This window comes from Nocardioides sp. BP30 (assembly GCF_029873215.1).
GTDB lineage: Bacteria > Actinomycetota > Actinomycetes > Propionibacteriales > Nocardioidaceae > Nocardioides.
Genome location: NZ_CP123620.1, coordinates 3,262,666 through 3,275,625 on the forward strand (window position 1 = coordinate 3,262,666; position 12,960 = coordinate 3,275,625).

Sequence of the window (12,960 nt, forward strand, 5' to 3'; positions counted from 1 at the left end):
CCCGCTACGAGCCGCGCATCGACCTCGAGGCGATCACGGCGATCGACGTCCACGTCCACGTCGAGGCCGACGACCACGGCCACCACGCGCTCGACGAGGAGCTGATGGACGCCTCCGCGGCCTACTTCAAGGGGACGGAGAGTCGCACGCCCACGGTGGAGGACCTGGCGGCGCGCTACCGCGCGGCAGGGATGGCGGCGGTCGTGTTCACCGTCGACGCCACCACCGCGACCGGCCACCCGGCGCTGTCCAGCGAGGAGATCGCCGTCGCGGCGGCGGCACACGCCGACGTGCTGATCCCCTTCGGATCGGTCGACCCGCACCAGGGCGAGGCGGCGGTACGGCGCGCGCGGATGCTCGTGGAGGAGTACGGCGTCCGCGGGTTCAAGTTCCACCCCAGCCTGCAGGCCTTCTCCCCCGACGATCCGGCGTTCCGCCCGTTGTGGGCGGCGGTGGAGGAGCTCGGCGTGCCGGCGCTCTTCCACACCGGTCAGAACGGCATCGGGGCAGGGCTGCCCGGTGGGCGCGGGATCAAGCTGCGCTACTCCAACCCGATCCTGCTCGACGACGTCGCCGCCGACTTCCCCGGTTTGACCGTCATCCTCGCGCACCCGTCGGTGCCCTGGCAGGGCGAGGCGATCTCGATGGCCACCCACAAGTCGAACGTCTTCATCGACCTGTCCGGCTGGCGGCCGAAGTACTTCCCACCCGAGCTGGTCCGCGCGGCCGGCGGCATGCTGCGCCACAAGGTGCTCTTCGGCAGCGACTACCCGCTGATCACGCCCGAGCGGTGGCTGGAGGACTTCGAGCAGCTCGGCGTCGACCCGGCGTACCTTCCGGGGATCCTGAAGCAGAACGCCGCCGGCGTGCTGGGGCTGGGCTGAGCCGGCTGTCCTGAGGTTCTCTAGGATGGCTGCGATCCGCCGGTGACGACCGGCGCGGAGAAGGGGCTGCGATGACGGACACCGCCGAAGCGATGGACGCGCAGCCGACCGCCGCGCCGCCGACGCTGCTCTACCTGATGAAGCAGGTCGAGCTCGCCGTGCGCGCCGAGCTGGACGAGCTCGCCCGTCCGGTCGGCCTGACCGCCCTGCAGTACACCGCGCTGACGGTGCTCGAGCGTCACCCGGACCTGACCGCCGCCCACCTGGCGCGACTCTCCTTCGTCACCGCCCAGAGCATGGCGGACATGGTCACGGCGTTGCTCGACCGCGGGCTGATCGAGCGGCACCGCGATCCCGCCGACCGGCGCCGGCTGGTGATCGCGCTGACCGCCGAGGGCCAGCGGCTGCTCGATGACCTGCGACCCGCCGTCGTGGACCTGGAACGACAGATGCTGTCGTTGATGTCGGCGTCCGAGGCGGACGCCCTCCGACGCGCTGTCGAGCTGTGCCGACGGGCCCTGCGCCGGCCCGACGCCGGGGACCCGGACCGGCCCTGACCTGGGCTTTCGCATATCAAACGGGACGCCGAGCATATTAATCAGGAAACCTGTACATCAAGCTCGCAGTGTGGTTTGCTTCACACTTATGAGTGAGACCGTCGCAGCCTCCGGCGCCCCGGCGATGTTGCCCAAGCTGACCGCAGGCACGCTCGTTGCCGCTGTCGGTGCGTGCTTCGTCGCCCAGGTCGGCGTCAGCATCCCCGCCGTCATCAACGGCTACATCAACCAAGACCTCGGGACCACCTCGACCCAGCTGACCTGGGTCTCCGACGCCTTCCTGGTGCCGGTGACCCTGTTCGAGCTGACCTTCGGCGTCGTCGGCGACCTGTTCGGTCGCAAGCGGTTGCTGGCGATCGGCTCGCTGCTGATGGTCATCGGTGGCCTGTTCGGCTTCTTCACGCCCTCCAGCGGGGTCGGCGTGCTGCTGACCGGCCAGGTCATCGCCGGTCTCGGCGCTGCCGCCATCTTCCCGACCTCGGTGGCGATGATCGCGGCCGGGACCCACACCGTCAGGGATCGGGCCCATGCCATCTCGATCTGGGCCGCCGCGCTGACCACCGGCGGATTCATGTCGCCGCTGATCGGCGGCCTCCTGGCCAAGATCCACCACTCCGGCGGTGAGTTCTCCAGCTGGCGGTACGCGTTCCTGGCGATGGCAGTCCTCGCGGCGGTCAGCACCGCCATCACCCTGGTGGCAGCGCAGAACTCGTCCTCCCCTGTCGGTCGCTCGCTCGACTGGCCCGGGCAGATCACCATCGCCATCGCCCTCTTCGCCCTCCTCTTCGGCGTCATCCAGGGCGCTGAGGACGGCTGGAGCAGCGGTCGGGTCATCGGCAGCTTCGTCGCCGCGGTCGTCTTCATGGTGGCGTTCGTGGTGATCGAGCGGCGCGTCGACAAGCCGCTCATCCAGCTCGACCTGTTCAGCAACCGGATGTTCACTGTCTCGGCCGTCGTGACGGTCCTGGGCATGTTCGCCTACCTCGGCACCGCATACGCGACCAGCATCCGGCTCTCGGCGATCCTCAACTACTCCCCGCTCAAGACCGCCGGCGGCTTCGTCCTGCTCAACATCATGGGCGTGGTGCTCTTCCCGGTCAGCGCACGGATGCTGCAGCGCTACAACCCCGGTTGGGTGCTCGCGGCCGGCATGGGTCTCATCGGTGTCGGCGATGTCGCCCTGGCGGCACTTCCCGCCGCCTCGCACGCCGGCGTCTGGGTCATGGCCATCCCGCTGCTCGTCATCGGCGCGGGCTTCAAGACCGCCGTCACCGCCATCACGGTGGTCGCCGTCAACAGTGTGCCCACCGACAAGGCCGGCATGGCCAGCGGTGCGACCAGCATGCTGCGCGACTTCGGCCTGACGCTGGGCCCGGCGATCGTCGGCGCCATCGCGCTGACCAACGCCGCGAACGCGATCAGCGCCAAGGTCGCCGGCTCGCCGAAGCTGCAGAGCGCGATGGAGGCCTTCAACTCCTCCGCCCAGGTCCCGCCGCCGGTCAAGGGCGCGGTCAACTCGGGCCCGCTGGGCGCGAACGCGATCCCGGCGGAGCTCAACCCGCTCAAGGACGTCGCCTTCCACGCCCTGTCGCACGCCTACTCCATCGGCTACCTGGTCTGCGGCATCGCCGCCCTGGTCGCCGCCGTGATCGCGGCGCTGATGCTCGGCGGCCGCCAGCACAGCCACACCTTCGTGGCGGGTGCCGAGGCCTCCGCACCGCAGTAAGTCCCCCGCAGGCCGAGAGGTCAGGTTTCGCGGGTCGAGTGTCCAGCGAGCTGGACACTCAACCCGCGAAACCTGACCTCTCGGCGTTGTTGGGGCCGCCCGGGCGTCGGCGCGAGCCCCGCGGCTGCTGGCGAGCGGTCGGTGAGCCGAGGAGCCGCGAGATCGTCCTGCTGGCCGCTCGCAGGGCCGGCGTGATCGCCTGCGGCGAGATCGGGCCCACGGCATGGAAGACCACCGAGAGGGCAGCGACGACGCTGTCGTCCGCGCCCCGCACCGGACAGGCGACCGAGACAGCGTCGGAGGTCACCTGCCGATCGCTGATCGCGACGTCGTGGCGGCGTACGTCCGCCAGCACCGACCGCAGGTGGACCGGGTCGGTGACCGTATGCGGGGTCCAGCGTCGCAGCCGGTTGCCGAGCACCTCCTCCTGCACGGGCGCCGGTGCATGCGCGAGCAGCACCAGCCCGACCCCCGTCGAGTGCATCGCGAACCGCCCGCCCACCCGGGTCAGGACAGGTACGGCGCCGCGCCCGGTGAGGCGCTCCAGGTAGACGATCTCGAGGTGGTCGCGGACGGCGAGCTGCACGTTCTCGTGGGTGGCCTCGTAGAGGTCCTCCATGATCGGCAGCGCCACCTCCCGCAACGGCAGGCCGCGCGGCGCCAGCGAGGCGATCTCCCACAACCGCAGGCCGAGCTCGTAGTCACCGGCCTGCGTGCGCTCCAGCGCGCCCCAGCCCACCAGGTCGGTGACGATGCGGTGCGTCGTGGTGAGCGCGAGGCCGCTGCGCCGCGCGACCTCGGAGAGGCTCAGACGAGGCTGGGCGCTGGTGAAGGCGGCGAGCACATCGAGCGTCTTGGTGGTCAGCGAGGCTGCACCGGTGGAGGCGGGCACGGGACCAGTATGTCTTCCGGTAGACGGAAAGCATGTGTCGGCCGTCACGCTCCGGGGCGCAAGGTTCCTATAGACCCACTCCCTCAGCACTCAGGAGCTCCCATGCCGAGCTGGCCGCTCAACCAGTGGTACGTCGCCGCCTACAGCAGCGAGATCGACGAGGGCCTCCTCGGCCGTACGATCTGTGACGAGCCGTTGGTCTTCTACCGCACCTCGCAGGGCGAGGCGGTGGCACTCGCCGACCGTTGCGTGCACCGCCGCTACCCGCTCTCGCTGAGCCATCTCAAGGACGACCAGATCATCTGCGGGTACCACGGCTTCACCTACGACAAGGCCGGCAGCTGTGTGGCAGCCCCGGCGCAGAAGCGGATCCCGCGGGCCGCCCGGGTGCCGTCTTTCCCCGTGCACGAGCAGGACTCGTTCGTCTGGGTCTGGATCGGCGACGCCGACCTGGCCGACACCGCGTCGATCCCGCGGGCACCGTGGCTCGACAGCCCCGACTACGCCGTGGTCCGCGGTCGCGAGCCGATCAAGGGCCGCTACACCCTCCTGGTCGACAACCTCATGGACCTCTCCCACGAGACCTACCTACACGGCGGGTACATCGGTACGCCGGAGGTCGCCGAGACCCCGATCACCACCGAGGTGGACGAAGAGGCCAACGTCGTCTACGTCAGCCGGCACATGGACGACGCGGAGTGCCCGCCGTTCTACGCCAACTCCACCGGGATCGAAGGCCGGATCACCCGCTGGCAGGACGTCGAGTACCACGCCCCCTGCCTGTACCAGCTGCACAGCCGGATCGCGCCTGTCGGCGTCGTGCCGCCCGCCGAGGGGCCCGACGACCAGGCCTTCCACGTCGAGGTGGTCTACGCGATCACCCCGGAGAGCGAGCACTCGACCCACGACTTCTGGATGGTCGCACGCGACTTCGCCCTCGGCGACGAGAAGGTCACCGAGTACCTCGCCACCAACAACCACACGGTGGTCATGCAGGACGTGGTCGCCCTCAACATCCTCGAGGAGGTCGTCGAGGGCGAGAAGGAGAACTACCAGGAGCTGTCGATCAACATCGACACCGGCGGCCTCGCCGCCCGGCGGATCCTGAAGAAGCTGATCGAGGTCGGCGACGAGGCGACGCAGAAGACGGTGGCGAAGGTCTGATGGCCGAACCCGAAGCCCCGGTCAAGGCGGACCTGCCCCCGCCGTCGAAGATGCTCAAGGGCCACACCGTCTACCGCGTGGTCTGGAAGCTCAACACCGACGTCCTGGTCGGCTACTGCTGGTGCGGGACCGCGCACGAGGCGACCGATCCGATCGAGCTGTGGGACTGGCTGCTCGCGCACCCCGCCACCCACGGCCGGGAGGACGATCGCGCCGACATCGCGCCGGCTCCCGTCTCCCCCGACCGAGAGCTGGTGAGGTCGTGAACGCCGCGCAGAACGCCGCGCAGAACGCCGCGCACAGCACCGCGCACACCGTCCCGGACCCGGCCGCCGAGCACGAGCTCGAACTGCGGGTCTCGGCGATCGACGCGCCCGCCGACGGCGTCCGCCGGCTCCGGCTGGTGGACCCGTCCGGCGGCACGCTTCCCGCCTGGCAGCCCGGTGCGCACGTGGACCTGCACCTCGGCGACCTGGTGCGGCAGTACTCCCTGTGCGGCGACCCGGACGACGCCTCCACGTGGACGGTGGCGGTGCTGCGCGAGCCCGAGGGTCGCGGCGGGTCGAGCTTCGTGCACGACAAGCTCGCCGAGGGGGACCTGGTCCAGGTCCGCGGCCCGCGCAACCACTTCCCGCTCCTGCCCGCGCCGCGCTACCTCTTCGTGGCCGGCGGCATCGGCATCACGCCCCTGCTGCCGATGATCGCCGCGGCCGAGGCCGCCGGGGCGCAGTGGGAGCTGGCGTACGGCGGCAGGACCGGTGCCTCGATGGCGTTCGCCCAGGAGCTGCTGGCGACGTACGGCGACCGCGTGCGGCTGTACCCGCAGGACGAGGTCGGCCTCCTGCCACTCCCCGCTCTCCTGCCGACGCCCGGTGACGGCACGCTGGTCTACTGCTGCGGCCCCGGCCCGCTGCTGGACGCCGTCAGCGACCTGTGCGCCGGCTGGCCCGACGGGCTGCTGCACATGGAGCACTTCGCACCCGCGGAGCCGCTGCACGCCGCCGACGACGGCTCGTTCGAGGTGGAGCTCGCCGACGCGGGGCTGACCCTGACCGTCCCGCCCGACGGCACGATCCTGGAGACCGTCCGGGCCGCCGGTGTGACAGTGCTGTCCTCGTGTCAGGAAGGCACCTGCGGGACCTGCGAGACGGGCGTGCTCGAGGGCGTCGTGGACCACCGGGACTCCATCCTCACGCCGGCCGAGCGAGCGGAGAACGACGTCATGTACGTCTGCGTCTCGCGCGCCGCTGCCGGCTGCCCGAGGCTGGTCCTGGAGCTGTAGGACGTCGCGACGGCGATGGCACCGACGAGCAGGCCGCGCAGCCGGCTGTCCACGTCGGGCGCGGCGTACTCCGCAACGCCGCGGACCGCGCAGCTCATCAGGTGCGGTGCGGTGTGCTCCCGGAACGCCTTGAGGCTCGGGCGCGCCTCCCCGATGAACCAGCGCGCCCAGCCCCCGGCGTGAGGTGCCCCGGCGATCGCCCGGCGCAGCTCGTCCAGGCCGACGACGGCGCCGGGCTCGAGGCCCTGCGCGACCTCCTCACAACGCAGCAGACCCACCGCGAGCGGCCGTTGGAACGACTCGGAGACCTGCGGAAGCGCAGCCCCCGCGACGGCGGCCGATACCGACACCTCCCAGCCCAGTCCGTCCCCGCGCAGCCCCACCACGGAGGGGATGTGCGGCACCAGCCGACCCCGTTCGGCGTCACTGGTGCAGTCGTTCACCATCCGGGCCAGCTGGGCCAGCAGCGGATGGGTGCACGCGGGATGGTCGCTCCACGGCTCACCGGCCAGGAACGAGGCCATCTCCATGAAGCACGCCCCGCGTCGAGGGCTGCGGTGCTTGCCCCGGGAGAGGACCGGGACTCCGTCGGGTGTGCGCTGATCGGCCATGGGCGTCGCCTCCACGACCAGCATTCGCCTCTTGCGCCCGTGCCGCAAGGGGAAGCGCTCAGCCGACGGCGTCGACCCCTGTCACGGACCATCCGTGCGCGGTGGCGTCCTCGAGCCGGAGCGTGAAGACGAGCGAGATCGTCCGGGGGGCGTGCGCGTCGCCCGCCACCACCTCCTCGGTCCGGCGGTCGACCTCGTAGTAGACGCCCTCGGCCGCGACGGCGACCCGGAAGACGACCGGCTCGCGGGAGACCAGCTCGCGCACCTCGATGCCGCGGATGACGGCCGTGCGCATCACCGTGCGGTTGCGGGTGCGCACCGCGGTGAAGTCGAGGCTGCCGTCGTTGAGCTGCCACTCCTCGAGGAACTGCGCGATCGCGACCTCGAGCACCGACTTGTCGAAGCGGCCGTCGACGAGGCTGACATCGCCGGCCGCCCGGTCGGCCGCATCGGACCATGACACGTTCGTCAGCGACAGGACGTCGGAGGCGCCACCGGCCGAGGTGCGCTGGGCGACCTCGAGGACCGCCTCGCGCGCCACCGCCTTCTGGTTCCAGCTGTCGGTCTCGATCGCGTCGGTCAGGTGGTGGCTTCCGTCCTCCGCCTGCTCGATCGACGCGACGATCCATTCCCCGGCGGCGTTCTTGCGCAGGGTCCAGTACTCCACCGGACGCGAGGAGCTGTCGCGGCGGCTCGCGTGCGCGCCCGACCAGCTGCTGGTGACGTAGTCGTTGAGCGTGGCGGTGATCCGGAAGGTCACCGTGTCGCTGGTCTCGCCGCTGCGGTTGGCGACGTTGACCATCTCCACGCTCGGACCGTCCACGATCTCCACGACGTTGACCTCGCCGCGCGAGGCGTACTCCTGGAGCTGCTCGGACCACTTGCCGAACAGGACGGGCGCGAGGATGGCGCGCAGCGTCGCCTCGTCGCGCGCGGTCCACGCGCGCTGCGCCGTGATGTACAGCGAGGTGGCACGCTGTTTGAGGGCCTCGACGTCGAAGGTGCGGTCGACGGTCGCCAACGCGCCGACGTGCGCCTCCACTGCCGCGGCCCGAGCACGCGCCGTACGGTCCGCGCGGTGGGCGACGCGGTCGCTGGTGGTGTTCATGGTCCGCCTCGCCTGCCGCCGCTGGGACCAGGTCTTGTAGAGCAGGTAGACGACCACCACGACCACGATGACCAGCAGGAGGCCACCCCCTCCGCCACCACCGCTGCCGAGGAAGAAGAAGCCACCTCCGCCGTGGTAGCCGCCGCCACCACCGCCGAAGCCACCACCACCGCCACCGCCGCCGAAGCCGCCGCGACCACCGCCGCCCCGGGCATAGGCGGCGGTCGGCGCGAGGGCCGACAGCAGGGTCAGGCCCCCTGTCAGCGCGGCCGGCGCGATCAGGCGGCGCACGCGGTGGCGGCGGGCAGGTACTCGGTCCATGGGGGCCTGTTCCGGAAGAGGTGTCGGTCACCGTCAGCGTACGCCGGAGGGTCACGTGGCCGGCGCTCACCACGGCACCCGACCACGGCTTTCGTCAGTCGTCGGGCCGACCGCGGAGCCGCTTGATCTCGCTGCGGCGCTTCTTGTGGTTGATCCGGCGTTGCTGGGAGCCCTTCGACGGCTTGGTCGGCACCCGTGCGGCCTGCGGCGGCCGCATCGCCTCCTCCAGGATCCGGGCGAGTCGCTCCTCGGCCGCGCGGCGGTTGCGCAGCTGCGAGCGTTGCTCGGAGGCGACCACCACCACCTCGCCACCGAGCCGGGCGAGCAGCCGCTCCTTCAGCCGGTCGGGGAACGCAGCCGAGCCGGCCAGGTCGAAGCTCAGCTGGACGCGGGTGTCGGTGGTGTTGACGTGCTGGCCGCCCGGCCCCGACGAGCGGGAGAAGCGCCAGCTCAGGTCGCTGTCGGGGATGACGTGGTGACGGACGGTGATCACCGCTGGGCGCCTGGGTGCTGGCGACGCGCGGAAGCTCTCACCCGGCAAGGCTATGAGTTCGGCGAGGGCGCTGTCGCCCGATATCGGCGATGATGCCGGGGACGGCGCCGCCGTACGCGCCGGCGAGGAGGTGCGTGTCATGGCCATCCGGGTGGCGACGACGGACGATGCGCCGGCGCTGGCACAGCTGTTGGACGCGTTCAACCGGGAGTTCGACTCGCCCACTCCCGGCGTCGCGGTCCTGGTGGACCGGCTGCGGCGACTGCTCAGCGGACCGGCCACGTTCGCCGTGCTCAGCGAGGAACCGATGGGGGCGGTCGCGCTCGTGTCACTGCGGCCGAGCCTCTGGTACGACGGCGCGGCTGCCGTTCTGGACGAGCTCTACGTCGTCCCCGACCGACGCGGCCAGGGGATCGGTGGGCGGTTGCTCGCGGCGGTCGAGGCGGAGGTACGGCACCGCGGCGGGCGGCTGGTCGAGATCAACGTCGACGGGCAGGACGTGGACGCGCGGCGCTTCTACGTCCGGCACGGGTACAGCGACACCGACCCGGGCCAGTCCGAGCCGTGCCTGTACTACGCCAAGGAGATATGAAGCACACCTACGAAGTTTACCTTCATATTGTGCTAGCCTGGTCTCGTGACCGATCCGATGACCGAGGCTGCCCTCGCTGAGCTGGCGGCGGATCTGCGGGCCACGGTCGGCCGGATGACCCGGACCCTGCGCGAGCACGGCGCCCGGCTCGGCCTCACGCCGAGCCAGTCGGAGGCGCTCGGCTACCTCTACCGCGACGGTCCGCTGACGGTGACCGAGCTGGCCCGGCGACAGGGCGTCCGCTCGCAGTCGATGGGCGCCACCGTCGGCGTCCTCGAGGAGAGCGGTCTGGTGAGGATCGCCGCCGATCCCGACGACGGCCGGCGCCGGGTGATCTCCGTGACCGAGCGGGGCCGGCAGGTGGTGAAGGACGCGCGCAGCGTCAAGGAGGATTGGCTCGCCCACACCATCTCCGCCCGCTTCACCCCCGAGGAACAGCTCGCCCTGCGCGACAGCGTCGCCCTCTGGTTGCGCATCACCGGAACCGAGGCGACCCGCGCGTGACCTCAGCCCCGACCGACCCACGCGTCGACCCGGCGACCGCCCGGGGCGTCTACGGCTGGCGCTTCCTGGCCCCGCTCTTCATCGGTCCCCTGCTCAACCCGATCAACACCACCATGATCTCGGTGGCACTCTCCCCCATCAGTCACTCCCTGCACATCTCGAGCGCCACCGTCCTGTGGCTGGTCGCCGGCCTCTACCTCACCAGCGCGATCGCCCAGCCGACGATGGGCCGTATCGGCGACATCATGGGCCCGCGCCGGGTCTACCTGGCGGGACTGGTCGTGGTGATGGCGGCCGGCGTCCTGCCGCAACTGGCACCGGGCTTCACACCGGTCCTGATCTCGCGCATCCTGCTCGGCGTCGGTACGTCGGCGGCGTACCCCTCGGTGATGGCCCTGGTGCGGGAACGGTCCGACCGGGCGGGCATCGAGACCCCGCCGGCGGTGCTGGCGGGGATCTCGATCAGCACCTTGACGAGCTCGGTCATCGGGCCTGTCCTGGGCGGCCTGCTGATCGCGCTCGGCGGGTGGCACGCGATCTTCCTGGTGAACATCCCGCTCGCCCTGCTCGCCCTGGTGATGACGGTCCTGTGGGTGCCCTCGGACGGCGGCCGCCGGCGCACCGACGCCCGCTTCCGCGACCTCGACCCGATCGGCATCGGCCTGTTCGGCCTGACGATCGCCGGGCTGTTGGTGTTCCTCATCCATCTCGACGCCCCGGTGTGGTGGCTGCTGCCGGCGACGCTGATCGCGTTCGGCGCGCTGCTGGGGTGGGAGCTGCGCCGACAGCAGCCGTTCATCGACTTCCGGATGCTCGCCGGCAACGGCGCCCTGACCCGCACCTACCTGCGGATGCTGCTGCTCTACTTCGGCAGCTACACGATGACCTACGGCTACAGCCAGTGGGTCCAGGACGCCGCCGGCTTCTCCTCCTCCCAGGCCGGCTTCCTGCAGCTGCCCACCGCCGTCCTGGCCGGTCTCGTCTCGCTCACCATCGCGCGGACCACGAAGGTCTGGCTGCCACTCCTGCTCACCGGCGTCTTCCCCCTCGTCGGCGGAGCGTTCATGCTGGGCATCGACTCCGAGCGCCCACTGGCCTACCTGCTCGTGATGGCCGGAGTCTTCGGACTCGGGCAGGGTCTGGCCAGCATCAGCAACCAGCAGGTGCTCTACCGCCAGGCGCCACCCGCGCAGCTCGGGACGGCGTCGGGGCTCTCGCGGACCTTCGTCTACCTCGGCGCGATCCTCGCCTCCGGAGTGCTCGGTGCGACCTTCGGGGAGTCGCCCAGCGACGGGGACATGCACCTGATCGGCCTGATCATCCTGAGCTGCTCGGCGGGTGTCGTCCTGCTGGTGCTGCTGGACCGCGGATTGCGCGGCCACGCCTCTTCCCGGGCAGGCCGCGCGGCGTCATAGTCGTCGCATGGGCCGCATCGCCCGAGACATCGTGGAGCCGCTCGACGAGCTGCCGCTCGTGCTGCGCCACGCCGCGGTCGGGGCGGCGGCACTCGGTGCCGTGGGCGGGATCGTCGGACTCGTCCTCGGTCTACGCGTCTACCTACCGACCGCTGCCGTCGCGATCCTCGAGGTCGGCATCCCCGCCGCGCTGGTCGGCGCGCTGATCGGCCTGCTGAGCGGCTCGATGGTCTGGTGCGGCCGCCGGATGCATCACGGTCGCCGACCCCGATGACCCCGATGACCCCGACGACGCCGGTGACGCCGTCGCACATGGACCCCGCCCGCCTGGGCACCGGGTGAGTATCCCCGAAGGCTGGCAGTCGCGCTTGACCCCGGCTTTCGGGGACCGACTCACGACTCGGTCACGCGCGGCACGCCTGCCGCAGCCGACGCCACGGCGGCGCCCGACTCGGGGAGCAGGCCCTGCTGGCGGACCACGACGTACGACCACGCGATCGTGACGACCGCCGCCGTCATCGTGAGGGTGACGATGGCACCGCCCTTGATCAGGACGAAGTCAGCCGTGGACAGCGACTCCAGCAGCCACAGCGTGACGCCGCCCTTCACCAGGATCACCAGCCCCCACAGCAGGGTGAGCCGCCAGAAGTGTCGACGGATCTCGGGTCGATCCGCCACCGCCGTGCTCATCGGGTAGAAGTCCGGCGCCAAGCGGGCGATGACCGGCCGGCGGGTCCACAGTGAGCCGAGGAACGTGATGGCCACCACGGCGTCGGCGAAGACCGGCTGGACGAAGTAGACGAAGCTGCTCCCGGTGATCAGCGTGAGGGCGGTCTTCACGGTGAGGATGCCGAGGCTGAGCAGGAGCAGGCCGGAGACCGCGCGCCCGGTGGCGTAGCGCCAGACCATCGCGAGCACCATCCATGCCAGGCAGACCAGGATCGCGATGGTCACGTCGGTCAGCTCGATCATCGCCCACAGCAGCAGCGCGGGTACGACGACCGCGAGCGCCAGGCTGCCGGCGATCCGCTCGATCACCTCACGGGGACGCGGCGGGTGCTGTTCCCGGTCGGGCGCATCGCTCCCGCTGATCGCATCGCTTCTCACGCTCGCCCGACCCGTCCCCGGTCATCGGACCGGATCCCGCACCGAAGACGACGAAGACGCACTCTCCATGCCGGAGCCGTCGGCCCTCCCAGCCTACTCCGGAAAGCGGCCGGCAGGCGGCGCCGAGCCACGCTCGGTCCCATCATCGGGCCATTCATCGGGCCATTCATCGGGCCATTTATCGGGCCATTGCGTACCACCGGGCGGCGGAGCGAGGGATGGAGCGACCGAATCAATCTGCTTGAAACGTTACAGAAACACTCACCCCTTTCCCTTTGAATCTCATCTTGCTCTCGGGATTTTC

The 12,960-nt window shown here is 70.8% G+C and carries 14 protein-coding genes; 10 read left to right on the forward strand and 4 right to left on the reverse strand.

Features of this window, described 5'->3' with window-relative positions:
• The first annotated feature begins 17 nt into the window (after positions 1-17).
• The 3 genes from P5P86_RS15425 to P5P86_RS15435 all read left to right on the forward strand — a co-directional run bounded on the left by P5P86_RS15425 (position 18) and on the right by P5P86_RS15435 (position 3,167).
• Positions 18-884, forward strand: a complete 867-nt coding sequence (locus tag P5P86_RS15425) for an amidohydrolase family protein (RefSeq protein ID WP_280611272.1) — start codon at positions 18-20, stop codon at positions 882-884.
• A gap of 71 nt (positions 885-955) precedes the next feature.
• Complete coding sequence (locus P5P86_RS15430; RefSeq protein ID WP_280608334.1) at positions 956-1,441, forward strand: MarR family winged helix-turn-helix transcriptional regulator; 486 nt, start codon at positions 956-958, stop codon at positions 1,439-1,441.
• Between the two features lie 88 nt (positions 1,442-1,529).
• Complete coding sequence (locus P5P86_RS15435) at positions 1,530-3,167, forward strand: MFS transporter (RefSeq protein WP_280608335.1); 1,638 nt, start codon at positions 1,530-1,532, stop codon at positions 3,165-3,167.
• Positions 3,168-3,225: 58 nt separating this feature from the next.
• Here P5P86_RS15435 and P5P86_RS15440 read toward each other — a convergent pair whose 3' ends face one another.
• Entirely contained in the window at positions 3,226-4,059 is an 834-nt protein-coding gene (locus tag P5P86_RS15440) for an IclR family transcriptional regulator (RefSeq protein ID WP_280608336.1), read from the reverse strand.
• Between the two features lie 102 nt (positions 4,060-4,161).
• Here P5P86_RS15440 and P5P86_RS15445 point away from each other — a divergent pair, with 102 nt between their 5' ends.
• Genes P5P86_RS15445 through P5P86_RS15455 form a run of 3 tightly spaced genes read left to right on the forward strand, consistent with a single transcriptional unit; the run spans position 4,162 to position 6,505 of the window.
• The gene (locus tag P5P86_RS15445) at positions 4,162-5,223 is read left to right on the forward strand and encodes a Rieske 2Fe-2S domain-containing protein (RefSeq protein WP_280608337.1); all 1,062 of its coding nucleotides are present in this window, start codon (positions 4,162-4,164) and stop codon (positions 5,221-5,223) included.
• Complete coding sequence (locus P5P86_RS15450) at positions 5,223-5,489, forward strand: hypothetical protein (protein WP_280608338.1); 267 nt, start codon at positions 5,223-5,225, stop codon at positions 5,487-5,489. The genes P5P86_RS15445 and P5P86_RS15450 overlap by 1 nt, the downstream gene beginning before the upstream one ends.
• On the forward strand, positions 5,486-6,505 hold the full coding sequence (locus tag P5P86_RS15455) for a PDR/VanB family oxidoreductase (protein ID WP_280608339.1): 1,020 nt from the start codon (positions 5,486-5,488) through the stop codon (positions 6,503-6,505). Before P5P86_RS15450 ends, P5P86_RS15455 begins: the two co-directional genes overlap by 4 nt.
• A 669-nt stretch (positions 6,506-7,174) precedes the next feature.
• Here P5P86_RS15455 and P5P86_RS15460 read toward each other — a convergent pair.
• Positions 7,175-8,545 (reverse strand): TIM44-like domain-containing protein, encoded by a 1,371-nt coding sequence (locus tag P5P86_RS15460; RefSeq protein WP_280608340.1) that lies wholly within the window; start codon positions 8,543-8,545, stop codon positions 7,175-7,177.
• A 94-nt stretch (positions 8,546-8,639) separates the two neighbouring features.
• A complete protein-coding gene (arfB, locus tag P5P86_RS15465; protein WP_280608341.1) occupies positions 8,640-9,038 on the reverse strand; it encodes an alternative ribosome rescue aminoacyl-tRNA hydrolase ArfB in 399 nt (132 codons plus the stop codon).
• Between the two features lie 52 nt (positions 9,039-9,090).
• On the opposite strand from arfB, the gene P5P86_RS15470 reads away from it, so the two are divergent.
• From P5P86_RS15470 to P5P86_RS15485, 4 genes are read left to right on the forward strand one after another with little or no spacing between them, the layout of a single operon-like run.
• On the forward strand, positions 9,091-9,630 hold the full coding sequence (locus tag P5P86_RS15470; RefSeq protein ID WP_280608342.1) for a GNAT family N-acetyltransferase: 540 nt from the start codon (positions 9,091-9,093) through the stop codon (positions 9,628-9,630).
• A gap of 45 nt (positions 9,631-9,675) precedes the next feature.
• The gene (locus P5P86_RS15475) at positions 9,676-10,134 is read left to right on the forward strand and encodes a MarR family winged helix-turn-helix transcriptional regulator (protein ID WP_280608343.1); all 459 of its coding nucleotides are present in this window, start codon (positions 9,676-9,678) and stop codon (positions 10,132-10,134) included.
• Positions 10,131-11,549 carry an MFS transporter gene (locus P5P86_RS15480; protein WP_280608344.1) on the forward strand — a complete coding sequence of 473 codons (1,419 nt, stop codon included), beginning with the start codon at positions 10,131-10,133 and terminating at the stop codon, positions 11,547-11,549. The genes P5P86_RS15475 and P5P86_RS15480 overlap by 4 nt, the downstream gene beginning before the upstream one ends.
• A gap of 7 nt (positions 11,550-11,556) precedes the next feature.
• Positions 11,557-11,823: a hypothetical protein gene (locus tag P5P86_RS15485; RefSeq protein WP_280608345.1), complete on the forward strand. Its 267-nt coding sequence runs from the start codon at positions 11,557-11,559 to the stop codon at positions 11,821-11,823.
• 119 nt (positions 11,824-11,942) lie between these two features.
• On the opposite strand, the gene P5P86_RS15490 is transcribed toward P5P86_RS15485, so the two are convergent.
• Positions 11,943-12,656 carry a VC0807 family protein gene (locus P5P86_RS15490; RefSeq protein ID WP_280608346.1) on the reverse strand — a complete coding sequence of 238 codons (714 nt, stop codon included), beginning with the start codon at positions 12,654-12,656 and terminating at the stop codon, positions 11,943-11,945.
• Positions 12,657-12,960 lie beyond the last annotated feature (304 nt).

Excerpts from the sequence above, each read along its gene's own strand:
- P5P86_RS15460 (WP_280608340.1), bottom strand. The coding sequence starts at position 8,545 with ATGGACCGAGTACCTGCCCGCCGCCACCGCGTGCGCCGCCTGATCGCG.
- P5P86_RS15430 (WP_280608334.1), top strand. The coding sequence starts at position 956 with ATGACGGACACCGCCGAAGCGATGGACGCGCAGCCGACCGCCGCGCCG.
- P5P86_RS15470 (WP_280608342.1), top strand. The coding sequence starts at position 9,091 with ATGAGTTCGGCGAGGGCGCTGTCGCCCGATATCGGCGATGATGCCGGG.
- P5P86_RS15450 (WP_280608338.1), top strand. The coding sequence starts at position 5,223 with ATGGCCGAACCCGAAGCCCCGGTCAAGGCGGACCTGCCCCCGCCGTCG.
- P5P86_RS15435 (WP_280608335.1), top strand. The coding sequence starts at position 1,530 with ATGAGTGAGACCGTCGCAGCCTCCGGCGCCCCGGCGATGTTGCCCAAG.
- P5P86_RS15445 (WP_280608337.1), top strand. The coding sequence starts at position 4,162 with ATGCCGAGCTGGCCGCTCAACCAGTGGTACGTCGCCGCCTACAGCAGC.
- P5P86_RS15485 (WP_280608345.1), top strand. The coding sequence starts at position 11,557 with ATGGGCCGCATCGCCCGAGACATCGTGGAGCCGCTCGACGAGCTGCCG.